14 protein-coding genes are annotated in these 17,447 nt (G+C 72.5%); 8 read left to right on the top strand and 6 right to left on the bottom strand.

Annotation, left to right across the window (positions count from 1 at the left end; genetic code table 11):
• The first annotated feature begins 68 nt into the window (after positions 1–68).
• The gene (locus tag ABT160_RS00145) at positions 69–1,298 is read left to right on the top strand and encodes a GNAT family N-acetyltransferase (protein WP_351641517.1); all 1,230 of its coding nucleotides are present in this window, start codon (positions 69–71) and stop codon (positions 1,296–1,298) included.
• A 13-nt stretch (positions 1,299–1,311) separates the two neighbouring features.
• Here the strand turns inward: ABT160_RS00145 and ABT160_RS00140 are convergent, their stop codons facing one another.
• Both ABT160_RS00140 and ABT160_RS00135 read right to left on the bottom strand, forming a co-directional pair.
• Positions 1,312–2,121, bottom strand: coding sequence for an Fpg/Nei family DNA glycosylase (locus tag ABT160_RS00140; RefSeq protein WP_351641514.1), 810 nt, complete (start codon positions 2,119–2,121; stop codon positions 1,312–1,314).
• Positions 2,122–2,127: 6 nt separating this feature from the next.
• Positions 2,128–2,619: a ribose-5-phosphate isomerase gene (locus tag ABT160_RS00135; RefSeq protein ID WP_351641513.1), complete on the bottom strand. Its 492-nt coding sequence runs from the start codon at positions 2,617–2,619 to the stop codon at positions 2,128–2,130.
• A gap of 175 nt (positions 2,620–2,794) precedes the next feature.
• Here ABT160_RS00135 and ABT160_RS00130 point away from each other — a divergent pair, with 175 nt between their 5' ends.
• On the top strand, positions 2,795–4,273 hold the full coding sequence (locus ABT160_RS00130; protein WP_351641510.1) for an amino acid permease: 1,479 nt from the start codon (positions 2,795–2,797) through the stop codon (positions 4,271–4,273).
• Here the strand turns inward: ABT160_RS00130 and ABT160_RS00125 are convergent.
• Positions 4,237–5,742, bottom strand: coding sequence for a serine/threonine-protein kinase (locus ABT160_RS00125; protein WP_502984134.1), 1,506 nt, complete (start codon positions 5,740–5,742; stop codon positions 4,237–4,239). The genes ABT160_RS00130 and ABT160_RS00125 overlap by 37 nt on opposite strands.
• A 278-nt stretch (positions 5,743–6,020) precedes the next feature.
• On the opposite strand from ABT160_RS00125, the gene ABT160_RS00120 reads away from it, so the two are divergent.
• Positions 6,021–6,788 carry a hypothetical protein gene (locus tag ABT160_RS00120; RefSeq protein WP_351641506.1) on the top strand — a complete coding sequence of 256 codons (768 nt, stop codon included), beginning with the start codon at positions 6,021–6,023 and terminating at the stop codon, positions 6,786–6,788.
• Between the two features lie 157 nt (positions 6,789–6,945).
• Here ABT160_RS00120 and ABT160_RS00115 read toward each other — a convergent pair whose 3' ends face one another.
• Positions 6,946–7,530 (bottom strand): biotin transporter BioY, encoded by a 585-nt coding sequence (locus ABT160_RS00115; RefSeq protein ID WP_351641503.1) that lies wholly within the window; start codon positions 7,528–7,530, stop codon positions 6,946–6,948.
• A 282-nt stretch (positions 7,531–7,812) separates the two neighbouring features.
• Here ABT160_RS00115 and ABT160_RS00110 point away from each other — a divergent pair, with 282 nt between their 5' ends.
• The 3 genes from ABT160_RS00110 to ABT160_RS00100 all read left to right on the top strand — a co-directional run bounded on the left by ABT160_RS00110 (position 7,813) and on the right by ABT160_RS00100 (position 11,546).
• A complete protein-coding gene (locus ABT160_RS00110) occupies positions 7,813–9,195 on the top strand; it encodes an amino acid permease (protein WP_351641501.1) in 1,383 nt (460 codons plus the stop codon).
• 116 nt (positions 9,196–9,311) lie between these two features.
• Positions 9,312–10,718, top strand: coding sequence for an amino acid permease (locus tag ABT160_RS00105; RefSeq protein ID WP_351641499.1), 1,407 nt, complete (start codon positions 9,312–9,314; stop codon positions 10,716–10,718).
• Positions 10,719–10,901: 183 nt separating this feature from the next.
• A complete protein-coding gene (locus ABT160_RS00100) occupies positions 10,902–11,546 on the top strand; it encodes a superoxide dismutase (protein ID WP_351641498.1) in 645 nt (214 codons plus the stop codon).
• A 127-nt stretch (positions 11,547–11,673) separates the two neighbouring features.
• Here the strand turns inward: ABT160_RS00100 and ABT160_RS00095 are convergent, their stop codons facing one another.
• The gene (locus ABT160_RS00095; protein ID WP_351641496.1) at positions 11,674–12,312 is read right to left on the bottom strand and encodes a mycothiol-dependent nitroreductase Rv2466c family protein; all 639 of its coding nucleotides are present in this window, start codon (positions 12,310–12,312) and stop codon (positions 11,674–11,676) included.
• A gap of 125 nt (positions 12,313–12,437) precedes the next feature.
• On the opposite strand from ABT160_RS00095, the gene pepN reads away from it, so the two are divergent.
• Together pepN and ABT160_RS00085 are read left to right on the top strand one after the other, a co-directional pair.
• Positions 12,438–14,993: an aminopeptidase N gene (gene pepN, locus ABT160_RS00090; protein WP_351641493.1), complete on the top strand. Its 2,556-nt coding sequence runs from the start codon at positions 12,438–12,440 to the stop codon at positions 14,991–14,993.
• Between the two features lie 195 nt (positions 14,994–15,188).
• Complete coding sequence (locus ABT160_RS00085; protein WP_351641491.1) at positions 15,189–16,202, top strand: hypothetical protein; 1,014 nt, start codon at positions 15,189–15,191, stop codon at positions 16,200–16,202.
• Positions 16,203–16,215: 13 nt separating this feature from the next.
• Here the strand turns inward: ABT160_RS00085 and ABT160_RS00080 are convergent, their stop codons facing one another.
• Positions 16,216–17,385: a serine hydrolase domain-containing protein gene (locus ABT160_RS00080; protein WP_351641490.1), complete on the bottom strand. Its 1,170-nt coding sequence runs from the start codon at positions 17,383–17,385 to the stop codon at positions 16,216–16,218.
• Positions 17,386–17,447 lie beyond the last annotated feature (62 nt).

The raw sequence follows: 17,447 nt of genomic DNA, 5'->3' as shown, positions 1-17,447 counted from the left end.
GGGACCCCTGAGACATTGCGTTCGAAATCGGGTCGCGTCGGGTGCCGGGCCCCTGGTACCCATGGCATATGACGACACCGCCGCAGGTGCTGCGACCTGCCGACTGGGACGAGTGGTACGGCAGTCTGACGCTGGCGTTCGGGGGCGTGCCGGAGGCCCCGGAGGAGGTGGAGCTCTACCGGGAGCTGACCGAGTGCGAGCGCTCCCTGGGGGTGCGCGACGACGACCGCTGGGTGGGCACCGCGGGGGCGTTCTCCTTCGGCCTCACCGTGCCCGGCGGGCAGCTGGTGCGGGCGGCCGGCGTGACGATGGTCTCGGTCGCCGCGACCCACCGCCGCCGGGGCGTGCTGACCTCGATGATGCGCCGCCAGCTGGACGACGTGCACGCCCTGGGCGAGCCGCTGGCCGTGCTGACCGCGTCCGAGCCGGACATCTACGGCCGCTTCGGCTACGGGCTCGGCAGCCGCAAGCTCTGGCTGCGCGTGGACACCCGGCGGGTGACGCTGCGGCTGCCCGGGGGCACCGACCGGGTGCGGCTGCGCGAGGTGGACCCGGCGAAGGCGCTGGCCGCCTGCGAGGAGGTGTACGCGCGCCTGGTGCCGGAGCGGCCCGGGACGACCACGCACGCGCCCGGCTGGGAGCGCCAGGCCCTGCTCGACCCCCCGCAGGACCGCGACGGCGGCTCCGCGCTGCGCTGCGTGGTGGCCGAGCGGGACGGCGTGGCCGTGGGGTACGCGCGCTTCCACACCCAGCCGAAGTGGGCGCCCGCGGGCCCGGACGGGGTGGTGCTGGTGCGCGACCTGGACGCGCTGGACCCGGCGGCCCGCGGGGCGCTGTGGAACTTCCTGTTCGGGATCGACCTGACCTCGTGGGTGGTGGCCAAGCGCCGCCCGGTGGACGACCCGCTGCTGCAGATGGTCAGCGACGTGCGCCGCTGCGAGGTCATGGTGCGCGACGAGCTGTTCGTACGGGTGGTGGACGTGGGCGCGGCCCTGGCGGCCCGGAGCTACCAGGTGCCGCTGGACGTGGTCCTGGAGGTGGCGGACGACTTCTGCCCGTGGAACGCGGGCCGCTGGCGGCTGGTCGCGGACGGGCCGGGCGCCCGCTGCGAGCGCACCGAGGACCCGGCGGACCTGGCGCTGGGCGCGCGGGAGCTGGGGGCGGCCTACCTGGGCGGCACCTCGCTGGTCGAGCTGGCCGGGGCGGGCCGGGTGCGGGAGCTGGTCCCCGGGACCCTGGAGCGGGCGTCCCTGGCCTTCGGGGCGGCCCGCGCGCCGTGGGTCGCGCACGGCTTCTGAGTCGCGTCGGGCCTCAGGCCGTCTGGCAGCCGGGGCACCAGAAGAGGTTGCGGGCGGCCAGCCCGGCGGTGCGGATCTCCGTACCGCACAGGTGGCACGGCTGGTGGGCGCGCCGGTAGACGTACACCTCGCCGCCGTGGTCGTCCACCCGCGGCGGGCGGCCCATGGCCTCGGGGGTGTGCTCGGGGCGGACGGTGTCGATGCGGTTGAGCCGCACGCCCTCCGCCATCAGCGCCACCAGGTCCGCCCAGACCGCGTCCCACTCGGCGCGGGTCAGGTCGCGGCCCGCGCGGTAGGGGTCGATGCCGTGCCGGAAGAGGACCTCGGCGCGGTAGACGTTGCCGACGCCCGCGATGACCTTCTGGTCCATCAGCAGCGCCGCGACGGTCGTACGGGAGCGGGAGACCCGGCTCCAGGCGCGCTCGCCGTCGTCGGCGGGGCGCAGCGGGTCGGGGCCGAGCCGCTCGTGCACCGCGGCCTTCTCGCCGTCGGTGATCAGCGCGCAGGTGGTGGGCCCGCGCAGGTCCACGTACGACTCCGCGTTGGCCAGGCGCAGCCGGACCGTGTCGGTGGGCGGCGCGGCGGGGGCCGCGGCGAAGTCCACCTTGCCGAACAGGCCGAGGTGGATGTGCACCCACTCGTCGCGCGGGAAGCCGAGGAACAGGTGCTTGCCGTGCGCCTCGGTGGACTCCAGGACGCTGCCGTCGAGCAGGGCCGCCGCGTCGGCGAACTTGCCCTGGGGGCTGGAGGCGCGCACGGGCCAGCCGCCGAACCGCTCGCGGTAGTCGGCGGCCAGCCGGTGGATGGTGTGCCCTTCAGGCATCGGCCGTCAGGCGTCCTGCTGCGGGTGGTGGGCCGGGATCGGGGGGAGCTCGCCGGTCTCCTCGTAGGCGGAGAGCATCTCGATGCGGCGGGTGTGGCGCTCCTCGCCCGAGTACGGGGTGGCGAGGAAGATCTCGACGAACTTGGTCGCCTCCTCCTCGGTGTGCATCCGGCCGCCGACGGAGATGACGTTGGCGTTGTTGTGCTCGCGGCCCAGGGCGGCGGTCTGCTCGCTCCAGGCCAGCGCGGCGCGGACGCCCTTGACCTTGTTCGCGGCGATCTGCTCGCCGTTGCCCGAGCCGCCGATCACGATGCCCAGGGCGTCGGGGTCCGCGGCCGTGCGCTCCGCGGCGCGCAGGCAGAACGGCGGGTAGTCGTCCTGGGCGTCGTAGACGTGGGGTCCGCAGTCGACGGGCTCGTGGCCGTGGGCCTTCAGCCACTCCACGAGGTGGTTCTTCAGTTCGTAACCGGCATGGTCGGAGCCGAGGTAGACGCGCATGGCTCCGAGTGTGGCACGGAGATCGGGGGGCAGGTGCCAGCGGGGGTCCGGACCTTGGTCGCAGACGGAGGTCCTGGATCACGATCCGGAAACGGGGTCTTTCGACCCGGGCGGGTGACGGGTTCCCATGTACGGGCTCGTCACCCGAGCACCTCGAAAACGTAAGGATGCGTCCATGACCACGCAGCCCACCCTGCCCAAGGAAGGCGGGAAGGCCGGAGAACCCGGGAATCCTCAGTCCTCCGACGGCCTCAAGGCCGGCCTCAAGAACCGCCACCTGTCCATGATCGCCATCGGCGGCGTGATCGGCGCGGGCCTCTTCGTCGGCTCCGGCTCCGGCATCGCCGCGGCGGGCCCCGCCATCCTCCTGTCGTACGCCCTCGTCGGCGTGATGGTCGTCTTCGTCATGCGGATGCTCGGCGAGATGGCCGCCGCCCAGCCCACCTCGGGCTCCTTCTCCGCCTACGCGGACCGCGCGCTCGGCCGCTGGGCCGGGTTCACCATCGGCTGGCTGTACTGGTTCTTCTGGGTCGTGGTGCTGGCGGTCGAGGCGACCGCCGGTGCCAAGATCCTGGAGGGCTGGATCCCGGCCGTGCCGCAGTGGGCCTGGGCGCTGATCGTGATGGTGGTGCTCACCGCGACCAACCTGGCGTCCGTCTCCTCCTACGGCGAGTTCGAGTTCTGGTTCGCCGGGATCAAGGTCGTGGCGATCGGCGCGTTCGTGGTCGTCGGCCTGCTCGCCGTCTTCGGCGTGCTGCCGGGCTCCGACAACCCCGGCCACGGCGTCGCGTACCTCACCGACCACGGCGGGTTCTTCCCGATGGGCGCGGGCGCGATCCTCACCGGCGTGCTGATGGTCGTCTTCTCCTTCATGGGCAGCGAGATCGTGACGCTGGCCGCCGGCGAGTCCGAGGACCCGCAGAAGGCCGTCACCCGGGCCACCAACAGCGTGATCTGGCGCATCGCCGTCTTCTACCTGGGCTCGATCTTCGTCGTCCTCACGCTGCTGCCGTGGAACGACGAGTCGATCGTCGACAAGGGCTCGTACGTCGCCGCGCTGGACTCCATCGGCATCCCGAACGCGGGCCGGATCATGGAGGTCATCGTGCTGACCGCCGTGCTGTCCTGCCTCAACTCCGGCCTGTACACGGCCTCCCGGATGGCGTTCTCGCTGGGGCAGCGCGGTGACGCGCCCAAGGCCTTCGCCACGACCAGCGTGCGCGCCGTGCCGCAGAAGGCGATCCTGGCGTCCGTGCTCTTCGGCTTCGTCGCCGTGTTCTTCAACTACAAGTGGCCGGACACCGTCTTCGCGTTCCTGCTCAACTCCTCCGGCGCGGTCGCCCTCTTCGTCTGGCTGGTGATCTGCGTGACGCAGCTGCGGATGCGCGGGATCATCCTGCGCGAGGCGCCGGAGAAGCTGGTCGTGCGGATGTGGGCCTTCCCGTACCTGACCTGGCTGACCATCGCCATGATCACCTTCGTGCTCGGCTACATGATCTACGACGGCGGGGACGCCCGGGAGCAGGTCCTGCTCTCGCTCCTGGTGGCGGCGCTGGTGCTGGCCGTCGCGCTGGTACGGCAGAAGCTCGCGCCGCGCCGGGGCGCCGCGGACGAGGCTCAGAGCGGTACGAAGGAGTCCGTGACCCGCTCGTAGGCGGCCAGCGCCGCGGTCCTGACGGCGGCGGCGTACCAGACGTTGAGCTGGTACGACTTGCCGCCCGAGGTGAACCCGAGCTGACGGGCCAGCCAGGCGTCCCCGCCCTGGGTGAAGCGGTACTCCCAGATCACCGCGGGGGCGCCGCGGAAGGTGGTGCGCTCCAGGCGGATGTTCCCGTACCCCGGGACGTCGTCCTGGCCGCGCTCGGCCTCCTGCCACTGGGTGAGCAGATCGCCGCCTCGCGCGAGTGCGTACGAGGCGGCGATCTCCTGTGTGCCGTCCGGCGCGTGGTAGTGGACGTTGGACGGACTCTTGGCGCTGCGGGTCCAGCCCGCCGGGGGGACCCAGGCGAAGCCGGTCTCGTCGCGGGAGCCGGGGGCGAGGGTCGGGGCCGGGGACCCGGACCGGGTCGGGGACTGGGGCGGGGACTGGGGGCGGGAGGTGCCGGCGACGGTGGGGGGCGGGGTGGTGGGGGTGGGGGTGCCGTGGTCGTCCTGGCGCTGGAGGACCAGGGCCGTGGCCGTGGCCGCCGCCGCGAGGGCCAGGACCGCTCCTGCGAGGAGCGGGGTGCGGGGGCGTTTGCGGGGTGCGGGCTCCTCCGGGGGGAGCGGGGTCTCCGGGGGCGGGAGCGACGTAAGCGCTTCGCTCGTCCGGGGGGTGCCCACCCGTTCCGCCCTGCTGAACGACTGCCCGCCGGGCAGGTCCAACAGGGTCGGTGGTGCCGCTGTCTCGTTCAGGCGGTCGTACACCTCGTCCAGACCTGGGCGGGATTCCGGGTCCTTCACCAGGAGGGCCGTCAGGAGCGGGGTCAACGGGCCCGCCTCCGGCGGGAGTCGTGGCTCCTCGTACAGGACCGCGTGCAGGGTCGCCAGCGTCGTGGGGCGACTGAACGGCGAGGTGCCGGCCAGGGCCGCGCACAGCGTCGCCCCCAGGGACCACAGGTCCGACGGCGGGCCCTGCGGGCGTCCGCTGACGCGCTCGGGCGCCATGTAGTCCGGAGAGCCCACCAGCATCCCGGCCATCGTCAGCTGTTCGGCGTCCTGGATGGCGGCGATCCCGAAGTCGGTGAGCACCACCCGCCCCTGCGGTCCGAGCAGCACGTTGCCCGGCTTGATGTCGCGGTGCAGCACGCCCACCGCGTGGACCTCGCGCAGGGCCGCCGCCAGGCCGGTGCCGATGCGGGCGGCCTCGCGCGGCGGCAGCGGGCCGCCCTCGGCAAGGGCCCGTTCCAGCGAGCGGGACTCCACCAGCTCCATCACGATCCAGAGCCGGTCGCCGTCCTCCACGACGTCGTAGACCCGCACCACGTTGGGGTGGTCGATCCGGGCCGTGGCCCGCGCCTCGCGCAGGCTGCGTTCGCGCCGGATCCGGCTGTCCTCGGCATCGGACACATGGTCCACGCGCATTTCCTTGACCGCGACCGGACGGTCGAGCATTTCATCGGCGGCACGCCACACGCGCCCCATTCCCCCCTGCCCGATGCTTTCGTCCAGGCGATAACGGCCCGCGACCAAAAGCCCTGGAACACCCGGCATGAGCGCTCGCCCCCTCAGCCCCTTGCACACCTGCTACGAGCAGGACAGAAGCATGAACTTGCCACCATGACAGCATAGTTCCTCGAAATCTTGTGGAACCCTTTCCGATACGCACAGCCCGGAGGGGCGCGTGCGCGGTGAAGGGGGAGAGGAAATTGTTCGAGAAATCCGAGAAAAAGGAACGGGGCGGCAGAGGACTCCGGGGAATCATGGTCGCGGTATTCACCGCGGGCGTCCTCGCCCTTCCGCTCGGCGCGTACGCGGACGATCCGGCACCCGGCAGCAGCGAAGGGGGGACCCCGGGCCCGGCCGCGCCCGCCGACGTGAAGATCACCACCGAACTGCCCGGGAAGATCACCGTCGACAACGCGTCCGGGAAGACCACGCTGACCGCGAAGGTGCGCAACGGCGGCACCAAGGACAGCGGGCCCGTCACCCTCTCCGTCGTCGGCTTCGACGGACTGGCCGTCACCGGTGTCGGGGGCTGCGTGGCGATCCCGAAGGCCATGCTGCCCCCGGGCTCCAACAGCGGCTACGCGTGCGTGATCGACAACGTCGCGGCGGGCCAGGAGCGCGCGTACGCCGTGTCCGCCACCTTCGACCTGCGCAAGACCGGCCGGATCTGCCTGCCGGTCACCAAGGGGACGGGCAGGGAACTGATCTGGCAGCAGGGACCGGTGCCGTTCGGCACCACCCGGCCCACGCCGAACGCCCCGGACACCCCGCTGCTGCTGAACACGGTGAACGTGCCGTCCCCGCCGCCTTCCAGCGGCACCGGGGACGGGGGCGCGACGGGCGGCACCGGCGGCTCGACCGGGGGTTCGACCGGGGGCTCCACGGGCGGCTCGACCGGGGGCGGGGACCTGCCGCGCACCGGTGCGCCGGACGCGGCGCTGCCGCTGGGCCTCGCCGCGGCCGTGCTGTTCGCGGCCGGCGGCGCCGGGCTGTGGTGGACGTCCCGCAGGGCTCCCCGCTGACCCGCGCACGAAGCGCACGGCGCGTACGGACGAGTGCGACGCACACGGACCAGCACGCGAACCCGTACGCACCTCCCGCACGCAAAGGGGTCCGCCCGGGCCGACGGCTCACGCGTCGGTCCGGGCGGACCCCTTCGTACGTACCTCGGGCGCGGGCTCAGCCCTTGCGGCCCGCCAGCTTCCAGGCGGTGGGCAGCGCGCCCATGGCGAGCGCGGCCTTCAGCGCGTCGCCGACCAGGAACGGCACCAGGCCCGCGGCGACCGCCTGGCCGAGCGTCATCCCGGTGGCCAGGGCCAGGTAGGGCACGCCGACCGCGTAGACGACCAGCGAGCCGACCGCCATGGTGCCCGCGGTGCGCAGCACCCCGCGGTCGCCGCCGCGACGGGCCAGGGCGCCGACCACGGTCGCGGCCAGCAGCATGCCGAGGACGTAGCCGAAGGACGGCATCGCGTAGCCCGCCTTGGCCTCGGCGAACCACGGGACGCCCGCCATGCCGACGACCGCGTACAGCGCGAGGGAGAGGAAGCCGCGGCGGGCGCCGAGGGCGGTGCCCACGAGCAGGGCCGCGAAGGTCTGGCCGGAGACCGGGACCGGGGAGCCCGGGACCGGCAGCGATATCTGGGCGGCGATGCCGGTGAGGACGGCGCCGCCGAGGACCAGGGCGATGTCCCGGGTACGGGAGGCGGGCAGCAGGTCGGCGAGGACCACTCCGGGACGGACGGGGGCGGCAGCAGTGCTCATCGGTACTCCGCGGATCGTGGGGACGGGTCGGGACAGCCCGACGCTAGCCGAAGGGCGATCGTCCGATCACCGTCAGCCGCCGACAAAGCCCCGGCCCGCTCGTTGATGGGTTCCGTACAAACGGCGGTACGCCACCACGCGTGGGCGTGACGCTCATCACCTCGTACGGCGTGCGAAAGGGGTGCTTTTGCGCCGAGCGCCACCCAACGGGGACACTGTGGGTTCCCCATAAACGACGGCGCGTGCTCCTCCCCCACGCACCACCAAGGAATCCTGAGCGCCATGCACGATGCCCCGCCCGTCCCCCCGGCCCCCGGGGCCGAGCCCCTCTCGCACGGGCTGAAGCGACGCCACCTGACCATGCTGGGCCTCGGCGGCGTGATCGGCGCCGGGCTCTTCGTCGGCTCCGGCGCGGGCATCGCGGTGGCGGGCCCGGGCATCGTCGTGTCGTACCTGATCGCGGGCGCGCTGGCGATGCTGGTCATGCGGATGCTGGGCGAGATGTCGTCGGCGATGCCCGCCTCGGGCGCCTTCTCGGTGCACGCCGAGCGCGCGCTGGGCCGCTGGGCGGGCTTCTCGGTGGGCTGGCTGTACTGGTTCCTGCTGGTGGTGGTGCTCGCGGTGGAGGCGACGGGCGCGGCCCAGATCGCCAACGGCTGGCTGCCGGCGGTCCCGCAGTGGGCCTGGGTGCTGCTGTTCATGGTGGTGTTCACCGCCTCGAACCTGGCGGCGGTGAAGAACTTCGGCGAGTTCGAGTTCTGGTTCGCCACGCTGAAGGTCGGCGCGATCGTGCTCTTCCTGGTGCTCGGGCTGCTCGCCGTGTTCGGCGTGCTGCCGGACACCGGGGCGGTGGGCCTGACGAACCTGACCGGCCGGGGCGGCTTCCTGCCCAACGGCTGGGAGGGCGTGGTCTCCGGGGTGCTCGCGGTGGTGTTCGCGTTCGGCGGCCTGGAGGTCGTGACGATCGCGGCGGCCGAGTCGGACGACCCCGCGCGCAACGTGGCGCGGGCGGTGCGCAGCGCGGTGTGGCGGATCCTGTTCTTCTACGTCGGCTCGATGCTGGTGATCGTCACGCTGCTGCCGTGGACGTCGATGACGCCGGGGAAGTCGCCGTACGTGGCGGTGCTCGACTCGATCGGCATCCCGGCGGCCGGGCAGATCATGAACGTGGTGGTGTTCGTGGCGCTGCTCTCGGCGCTGAACGCCAACCTGTACGGCTCCTCGCGGATGGTGTTCTCGCTGGCCGAGCGCGGCGAGGCGCCCCAGGGGCTGCTCAAGGTGGTGCGCGGGGTGCCGCGCCGGGCGGTGCTGGCGTCGGTGGCCTTCGGCTTCGTCTCCGTACTGCTGAACCTGAAGTGGCCGGACTCGGTGTTCCTCTACATGCTCAACGCGGTCGGCGCGGTGCTGCTGTTCGTGTGGGCGCTGATCGCGGTGTCGCAGCTGCGGCTGCGGCGCCGGATCGAGCGGGAGGAGCCGGAGAAGCTGGTGCTGCGGATGTGGGGCTTCCCGTACCTGACCTGGGCGGCGCTGGTGGCGATGGCCGTCGTGCTGGTGCTGATGCTGCTGGACGACTCGGCGCGGCCGCAGGTGCTGTGGTCGGGGGCGGCGACGGCGGCGGTGCTGCTGGTCGCGGGCGTGCGCGAGGTACGCACGAAGCGTGGGTAGCGCTTCACCTTGTGTGAAGATCGTGCCCGTATAGCGGACGGGCGTTCCCCGTGAGCGGTGACCGTGGCCAGACTGTGGGACCGCTCCCCCGTCTCAGCTACTGAACAGGGCCGCTCATGTCCCGGACAACCGCGCCCGCGCCCGCCGAGCAGGCGCCCCCCGCCTCCCAGCTGTCCCACAGCCTCAAGCAACGCCATCTGTCGATGATCGCCCTGGGCGGTGTCATCGGCGCCGGGCTCTTCGTCGGCTCCGGCGGCGCCATCGCGGCCGCCGGCCCGTCGATCATCGTCGCCTACGCGATATCCGGCGCCCTGGTCATGCTGGTGATGCGCATGCTGGGCGAGATGGCCGCCGCCAACCCGGCCTCCGGCTCCTTCTCCGTGCACGCCGAGCGGGCCATCGGCCCCTGGGCCGGCTTCACGGCGGGCTGGTCGTTCTGGTTCCTGCTGTGCGTGGCGGTCGGTCTGGAGGGCATCGGCGCCGCCAAGATCGTGCACGGCTGGGTCCCGGGCGTCCCGGAGTGGGCCTTCGTCGCGCTCTTCATGCTGGTCTTCTGCGCCACCAACCTGGCGGCGGTGAAGAACTTCGGCGAGTTCGAGTTCTGGTTCGCCGCCCTCAAGGTCGGCGCGATCGTGCTCTTCCTGGTCATCGGCGTGCTGGCGATCCTGGGCGTGCTGCCCGGCACGGACGCGCCGGGCGGCGCCAACCTCACCGGCCACGGCGGGTTCATGCCCAACGGCAGCGAGGGGCTGATCGTCGGCCTGCTGGCCTCGGTGTTCGCGTACGGCGGCCTGGAGACGGTCACCATCGCGGCGGCCGAGTCCGAGCACCCGGTCCAGGGCGTCGCCAAGGCGGTGCGCACCGCGATGTGGCGGATCGCGATCTTCTACGTCGGCTCGATGGCCGTGGTGGTCACGCTGATCCCGTGGAACGACAAGGCCCTGGTCGACCCCGACAAGGGCAGTTACGTCGCCACCCTGGAGCACCTGGGGCTGCCGGCCGCCGGGCAGATCATGCAGGTCGTCATCCTGATCGCGCTGCTGTCCGCGATGAACGCCAACATCTACGGCGCCTCGCGCATGGCGGGCTCGCTGGTGGCGCGCGGCCAGGGCCCGAAGGTGCTGGGCAAGGTCTCCGGCGGGGTGCCCCGGGTCGCGGTACTGGTCAGCTCGGTCTTCGGCTTCTTCTGCGTGCTGCTCAGCTACGTCTACCCGGACACCGTCTTCCTGTGGCTGCTGAACATGATCGGCGCGATCATCCTGGTCGTCTGGTTCTTCATCGCCGCCTCGCAGCTGGTGCTGCGCCGCCGCCTGGAGCGGGAGTCGCCCGGGAAGCTGGTGGTGCGGATGTGGCTGTACCCGTACCTGACCTGGGTGGCGCTGGCCGGGATGGCGACGGTGTTCGTGCTGATGGCCCGGGAGGCGGGCACCCGCGAGCAGCTGTACTACACGGGCGGGCTGACGCTGGTGCTCGCCGTGACCGGCTTCGTACGGCAGAAGCTGGCGGCGCGCGCGGACGCGTAGCGCACGCGGAGCGACGACGTGGAGGGCCCCGGACCGGGTGACGGTCCGGGGCCCTCGCGCGTGCCCGGGCGGCGCCCCGGTCCTGCCCCGGTCCTAGGACGAAGGGCTGATCAACATCGCCATGCACCTGCTGCTAGCGTGTAGTTGCACACGGGTTGCAATAAGCAGTTGGAGGGCTCGGACATGGCCATTTACACGCTTCCTGAACTTCCGTACGACTACGCCGCTCTCGAGCCGGTGATCAACCCGCAGATCATCGAGCTGCACCACGACAAGCACCACGCGGCGTACGTGAAGGGCGCGAACGACACCCTCGAACAGCTCGAGGAGGCGCGCGACAAGGACCAGTGGGGCTCGATCAACGGCCTGGAGAAGAACCTCGCGTTCCACCTCTCCGGCCACATCCTGCACAGCATCTACTGGAACAACATGAACAGCCCGAAGGAGGGCGGCGGCGGTGAGCCGCTGGCCGCGGACGGCGTGGGCGAGCTCGCCGACGCCATCGCCGAGTCCTTCGGCTCCTTCGCCAAGTTCAAGACCCAGCTCACCAAGGCCTCCGCCACCACCCAGGGCTCCGGCTGGGGCGTCCTCGCCTACGAGCCGGTCAGCGGCCGCCTGATCGTCGAGCAGGTCTACGACCACCAGGGCAACGTGGGCCAGGGCTCCGTGCCGATCCTGGTCTTCGACGCCTGGGAGCACGCCTTCTACCTGCAGTACAAGAACCAGAAGGTCGACTTCATCGAGGCCATGTGGCAGGTCGTCAACTGGCAGGACGTCGCCAAGCGCTACACCGAGGCCAAGGGCCGCACGCCGCTCATCACGCCGTGACGCCCTGACCCGCCCCGCGTCCTGCTCGTGATCGTCTTCTCAACCTTCACCTGCAGGCGGAACAGAGGAAGACCCCCGCGAGGACGTGACTCGCGGGGGTCTTCTGCGTCCGCCGGTCACTCAGGTCCTACAGGTTGCTGAAGTCCGGGCCCGCGGTCCGCGTCCGCTTGATCTCGTAGAAGCCCGGGGTCGACGCCACCAGCAGCGTGCCGTCCCACAGCCGGGCCGCCGCCTCGCCCTGCGGCGCCGGGGTGACCACCGGGCCGAAGAAGGCGATCTGCTCGCCGTCGGCACCCGGGACCGCGATCACCGGCGTGCCGACGTCCTGGCCGACCTTGTCGATGCCCTCCTGGTGGGAGGCGCGCAGCTGCTCGTCGTACGTGTCCTTGTCCGCGTACTCCACCAGCTCGGCCGGGAGCCCGGCGTCGGCCAGGGCGGCCACGATCGCCTCACGGCCGTGGCCGAGCCCCTCGTTGTGGAAGCGGGTGCCCATGGCCGTGTACAGCTTGCCGACCACCTCGTCGCCGTGCAGCTGCTGGGCGGCGACGACCACGCGCACCGGGCCCCAGGCGGTCTTCAGCAGCTCCCGGTACTGCTCCGGCAGCTCGTCGAGGCGGTCCTCGTTGAGCACCGCCAGGCTCATCACGTGCCAGCGCACGTCGACCGGGCGGACCTTCTCCACCTCCAGCATCCAGCGCGAGGTCATCCAGGCCCACGGGCACAGCGGGTCGAACCAGAAGTCGGCGGGGGTCCGGGTCTCGGACATGTCACTCCTCCACAGGGGGTTCACGAGCACGCTCGTGACCGGCAACACCGCCGGTCGGCGGCGGCATTCCCGCCGTGGGAGGATCGATCCCGTTCGAAATCAGCCACGAAGGAGTGGAGTGTCCGGTGCCCGGTGAGAATCTGTCCCGCGACGAGGCCCGCGAGCGGGCCGTCCTGCTGTCCGTCGACGGGTACGAGGTCTTCCTCGACCTGCGATCGGCGGTCGGCGACCCGGACGGGCCCGTGCGCACCTTCCGCTCGGTCACCACGATCCGCTTCGGCTGCTCCTCGCCCGGCGCGAGCACCTTCGCCGACCTGGTGGCCCCCTCGGTCAACGCGGTCACGCTGAACGGCACCGCGCTGGACCCGGCCGAGGTCTTCGACGGCACCCGGGTGACGCTCCCCTCGCTCGCCGCCGAGAACGTGCTGGTGGTGGACGCGCAGTGCGCCTACAGCCGCACCGGCGAGGGCATGCACCGCTTCGTCGACCCCGAGGACGGCGAGGTCTACCTCTACACGCAGTACGAGCCCGCCGACGCCCGCCGCGTCTTCGCCAACTTCGAGCAGCCGGACCTCAAGGCCCCGTTCCGCTTCGAGGTGGCCGCGCCGGCCGACTGGACGGTGTGGAGCAACGGCGCCGAGGAGTCCCGCGACGGCGACGTCCGCCGGTTCGCCGGGACCAAGCCCATCTCCACGTACATCACGGCCGTGGTCGCGGGCCCGTACCACTACGTCACCGACGTCTACCGGCGCACCCTGGCGGACGGCGGCGAGCTGGAGATCCCGCTGGGCGCGCTGTGCCGCAAGGGCCTGGCCCGGCACTTCGACGCGGACGACATCTTCCTGGTCACCAAGCAGGGCCTGGACTTCTTCCACGAGCACTTCGACTACCCGTACCCCTTCGGGAAGTACGACCAGGCGTTCGTGCCCGAGTACAACATCGGCGCGATGGAGAACCCGGGCTGCGTCACCTTCCGCGAGGAGTACGTCTTCCGGGGCAAGGTCACCCGGGCGTCGTACGAGCGGCGGGCCAACGTCATCCTGCACGAGATGGCGCACATGTGGTTCGGCGACCTGGTGACCATGCAGTGGTGGGACGACCTGTGGCTGAAGGAGTCCTTCGCGGACTTCATGGGCTCGTTCTCGCTGGCCGAGGCGACGCGCTTCACCAACGCCTGGGTGACCTTCGCCAACAACCGCAAGTCGTGGGCCTACCGGGCCGACCAGCTGCCGTCCACCCACCCGATCACGGCCGACATCCGTGACCTGGAGGACGCCAAGCTGAACTTCGACGGCATCACCTACGCCAAGGGCGCCTCGGTGCTCAAGCAGCTGGTGGCGTACGTGGGGCGGGACGCGTTCCTGGAGGGCGCCCGGCGCTACTTCAAGCGGCACGCCTACGGCAACACCCGCCTGGGCGACCTGCTGTCTGTCCTGGAGGAGACCTCCGGGCGCGACATGAAGGAGTGGGCGCGCTCCTGGCTGCAGACCTCGGGCGTCAACTCCCTGACCCCGCTGGTCACCCACGACGCCGAGGGCCGGATCACCGAGCTCGCGGTGGTCCAGGAGGGCGACGAGCCGCGCCCGCACCGCTCGGCGGTCGGCCTGTACCGGCTGGTCGGCGGGGAGCTGGTGCGCTACGCGCGCGCCGAGGTGGACGTGGTGGGCACCCGCACCGTGGTGGCGGCCCTGGCGGGCGAGCCGCGGCCCGACCTGGTGCTGGTCAACGACGACGACCTGACGTACTGCAAGAGCCGGTTCGACGAGGGGTCGCTGGCCACGCTGCGGGACCACCTGGGCGACGTGACCGACCCGCTGGCGCGGGCCGTGTGCTGGTCGGCGCTGTGGAACATGACGCGCGACGCGCTGATGCCGGCCCGGGACTTCGTGCGCCTGGTGCTGGACTTCGCGGGGCGCGAGAGCGACATCGGCGTGCTGCAGATGGTGCACGCCTGGGCCCAGTCGGCGGTCACCCACTACGCGGCGCCCGAGTGGCGCGAGGAGGGCGGGCGGCTGCTCGCCGAGGGCGCGCTGCGCGAGCTGCGGCTCGCGGGTCCCGGCAGCGAGCAGCAGCTGACCTGGGCGCGGTTCTTCGCCTCGGTGGCGGCCTCGGACGCGGACTTCCAGCTCCTCGAAGGACTGCTCGCCGGGTCGGCGAAGGTGGACGGCCTGGACGTGGACCAGGAGCTGCGCTGGGCGTTCCTGCTGCCGCTGGCGGCGCACGGGCGGGCCGACGAGGCCGCGGTCGGCGCGGAGCTGGCCCTGGACGACACGGCGTCCGGCAAGCGCCACCAGGTGCGCTGCCTGGCGGCCCGGCCGTCCGAGGCGGTGAAGGCGCAGGCGTGGGCCGCGGTCGTGGAGTCGGACGCGCTGTCCAACGCGCTGGTGGGCGCGACGATCGCGGGGTTCGTCCAGGGCTCCCAGCGTGACCTGGTCGCGCCGTACGCCCCGAAGTACTTCGCGGCGATCGAGCGGGTGTGGGAGCAGCGGTCGATCCAGATCGGCATGGACGTGGTGTCGGGCCTCTACCCGTGGTGGGGCGGCGCGTCCGCGCTGGCGGCCACGGACGCCTGGCTGGCGGAGCGCCCGGACGCGGCGCCGGCGCTGCGCCGGCTGGTCCTGGAGGCCCGTGACGACCTGGCCCGCGCGCTGCGCGGCCAGGAGCGCGACGCGGCGGCCTGACGGACCGTCCGGCCGCGGGGAGGGGCGGACCGCCCCTCCCCGCACCCGCCGAACGGGCTTTCCACGTACGGGAGTTCGCCCCGGGGTCCCCCTATCGGGTTCTCCGGGGCCCCGCTTTAGCGGCAGCTCGTCCGGGTTTGTCGACGGGACCGTAACAGCGGTTATCCCGGGGCCCCGGGGCGGAAGACCCCCGGCATGAACCACAACACCCCGCTCTCCCCCCGCCCGCTCTCCCACCTCTCCGAGGCGCACCGGCGCGTGATGAGCGCCGCGCAGCTCCGCGAGCACGGGGTCCCCGCCGCGCGGCTCTCCGCCCAGTGCCGCCCCGGCGGCCCCTGGCAGCAGCTCCTCCCGGGCGTCTACCTGCTGCACCCGGGCCCGCCCACCAGCGAGGAGCGGCTGCACGGCGCCCTGCTGTACGCCGGGCGCCCGGCCACCGGCCCGCTGCCCCGGCCGGGCGGCGCCCCCGAGGCCCTGATCACCGGCCTGGCGGCGCTCGCCCTGCACGGCTTCGCCTCCACGCCCGCGCTGACCGGCCTGGACCGGTTCGACGTGCTGGTGCCGCGCACCCGGCGGCTGCGCTCCACCGGCTGCGTGCGGGTGGTGCGCAGCGCCGAGGTCCCGGTGGCCGAGGAGGTCACCGGGCTTCCCGTCGCGCCGGTGGCTCGGGCCGTGGCCGACGCGGTGGCGCAGCTCGCCGACGCGGACGACGTCCGGCTGGTGCTGACCGAGGCGGTGCGCGGCGGCCACTGCGAACCGGCCGCGATCGTGCGGGAGTTGAACGGGGCCAGGCTGCTCTCGCGGCCGCACGTCGTGGACGCCGTGGACGCGCTGCTCGCCGAGGGGCGGGCGAGGGCCGAGGAGCGGCTGTACGAGATGGTGCGGGCGCATGGCCTGCCCGACCCGGTGTGGAACGTGGACCTGCGGATGCCGGGCGGCCCGCACCTGGGCGGCGTGGACGCGTACTGGCCGGAGCAGGCGGTGGCCGTGGAGCTGGACACGCGCGCGCCCCGGCAGGACGAAGCTACGGTGTGGACGGAGTACACCCGCAAGCGCGACCACCTGGAGCGGCTGGGGATCACGGTCGTGCACCTCACGCCGAAGAAGCTGCGCGAGGCACCGGAGCAGCAGGCGACGGTGGTGCGTACGGCGCTGATGGCCTCCGTCGACCGGGAGCCGGCCGCCTACGTCGTCGTGCTGCCCCGGTGACCCCCGCGCGCCGCTACCGGCCGCTGCCGCAGAACTCGGCGTCGGCCAGGGCCTGTTCGTCGCCCGCCCAGTCCCCGTTGAAGTTGCTGGCCAGCGAGTGCGCGCCGTCGGCGGTGGTGACGGCGTTGGAGGTGGAGCCGTGGATGCCGCCGCTGTGGCCCCACACCTCGGTGCCGCAGTCGAGCTTCTGCCACATCAGGCCCAGGCCGTAGCGGATGTTGGTGACCGACGGGTCGACGGCGACGGTCCGCTTCATCTCCTTGAGCTGGGCGGCGGGGAGCAACGTGCCGCGCAGCAGCGCCCGGTAGAAGGTCTGCAGGTCACTAGTGGTGGAGACCATCTCGCCCGCGGCGGAGGCCGCGGAGGGGTTGAGCGCGGTGACGTCGTAGGTCGGCCCGGTGGCCTCGCGCGACAGCTTGGAGTAGGCCCGGCCGCTGGGCGCGGGCAGGGCGGACCGGGTGCCGGGGACGGACGTGCCCGTCAGGTGCAGGGGCTTGAGGACGCGCCGCTCCACCTCCTCGCCGTAGGGGCGGCCGGTGACCTTCCGGATCACCATGCCGGCCAGGACGTAGTTGGTGTTGGAGTACTGCCAGCGGGACCCGGGGGTGAACTCGGGGGCGTGGGCGAGGGCGACGCCGACGAGCTGCCCGGGCGTCCAGGTGTCGTAGCGGTGCCGCAGGAAGCCGGGGCCGAAGACCTTCTCCTGGAAGCCGGGGTCCTCGGTGTAGTTGTAGATCCCGCTGGTGTGGTTGAGGAGCTGGCGCACCGTGATCGCGCGGCCGTCGTTGCCGTTGCCGGTGACCACGCCGGGCAGCCAGTGGTCGACGGTGTCGTCGAGGTCGAGTCTGCCCTCGGCCTGGAGCTGGAGCAGCACGGTCGCGGTGAACGTCTTGGTGATGGAGCCGACCCGGAAGCGGTCCCGCGCGCCGCGCTCCCGGCCGGTGCGCAGGTCGGCGACGCCCGCCTCGCCGTACCAGGTGCGGTCCCCCAGCCGGGCGGAGGCCAGGGCGCCGGGCACCCCGGCGGCCACCGCGGCGTCGAGCGCGCGCTGGGTGCCCGCGTGGCCCCCGCCGCCGTGGGTGGCGGCGGAGGCGGTGGAGGGCAGGGCGGTGACGGCGAGGGCGGCGGCCACCGCGGTGGCGGCGAGGGCCGTGCGGACCGGCCGGACCGTGCGTACGGACATGTGGGTTCCCCTGGTTCCTTGGCTGTGCTCCGAGACTGCGGTCGCCGAGGGGGACCCGGTGG

It is taken from the genome of Streptomyces sp. NPDC001941 (genome assembly GCF_040296945.1).
In the GTDB taxonomy this organism is placed as follows: domain Bacteria; phylum Actinomycetota; class Actinomycetes; order Streptomycetales; family Streptomycetaceae; genus Streptomyces.
Note: the sequence above shows the minus strand (reverse complement) of the source record. Positions and strands in the feature narration are given on the sequence as shown.

Coding starts and splice junctions, on each gene's coding strand:
- ABT160_RS00105 (WP_351641499.1), top strand. CDS start 9,312: ATGTCCCGGACAACCGCGCCCGCGCCCGCCGAGCAGGCGCCCCCCGCC.
- ABT160_RS00095 (WP_351641496.1), bottom strand. CDS start 12,312: ATGTCCGAGACCCGGACCCCCGCCGACTTCTGGTTCGACCCGCTGTGC.
- ABT160_RS00145 (WP_351641517.1), top strand. CDS start 69: ATGACGACACCGCCGCAGGTGCTGCGACCTGCCGACTGGGACGAGTGG.
- ABT160_RS00115 (WP_351641503.1), bottom strand. CDS start 7,530: ATGAGCACTGCTGCCGCCCCCGTCCGTCCCGGAGTGGTCCTCGCCGAC.
- ABT160_RS00120 (WP_351641506.1), top strand. CDS start 6,021: ATGGTCGCGGTATTCACCGCGGGCGTCCTCGCCCTTCCGCTCGGCGCG.
- ABT160_RS00130 (WP_351641510.1), top strand. CDS start 2,795: ATGACCACGCAGCCCACCCTGCCCAAGGAAGGCGGGAAGGCCGGAGAA.
- ABT160_RS00140 (WP_351641514.1), bottom strand. CDS start 2,121: ATGCCTGAAGGGCACACCATCCACCGGCTGGCCGCCGACTACCGCGAG.
- ABT160_RS00125 (WP_502984134.1), bottom strand. CDS start 5,742: ATGGGGCGCGTGTGGCGTGCCGCCGATGAAATGCTCGACCGTCCGGTC.
- ABT160_RS00100 (WP_351641498.1), top strand. CDS start 10,902: ATGGCCATTTACACGCTTCCTGAACTTCCGTACGACTACGCCGCTCTC.
- ABT160_RS00135 (WP_351641513.1), bottom strand. CDS start 2,619: ATGCGCGTCTACCTCGGCTCCGACCATGCCGGTTACGAACTGAAGAAC.
- ABT160_RS00110 (WP_351641501.1), top strand. CDS start 7,813: ATGCACGATGCCCCGCCCGTCCCCCCGGCCCCCGGGGCCGAGCCCCTC.
- ABT160_RS00080 (WP_351641490.1), bottom strand. CDS start 17,385: ATGTCCGTACGCACGGTCCGGCCGGTCCGCACGGCCCTCGCCGCCACC.
- ABT160_RS00085 (WP_351641491.1), top strand. CDS start 15,189: ATGAACCACAACACCCCGCTCTCCCCCCGCCCGCTCTCCCACCTCTCC.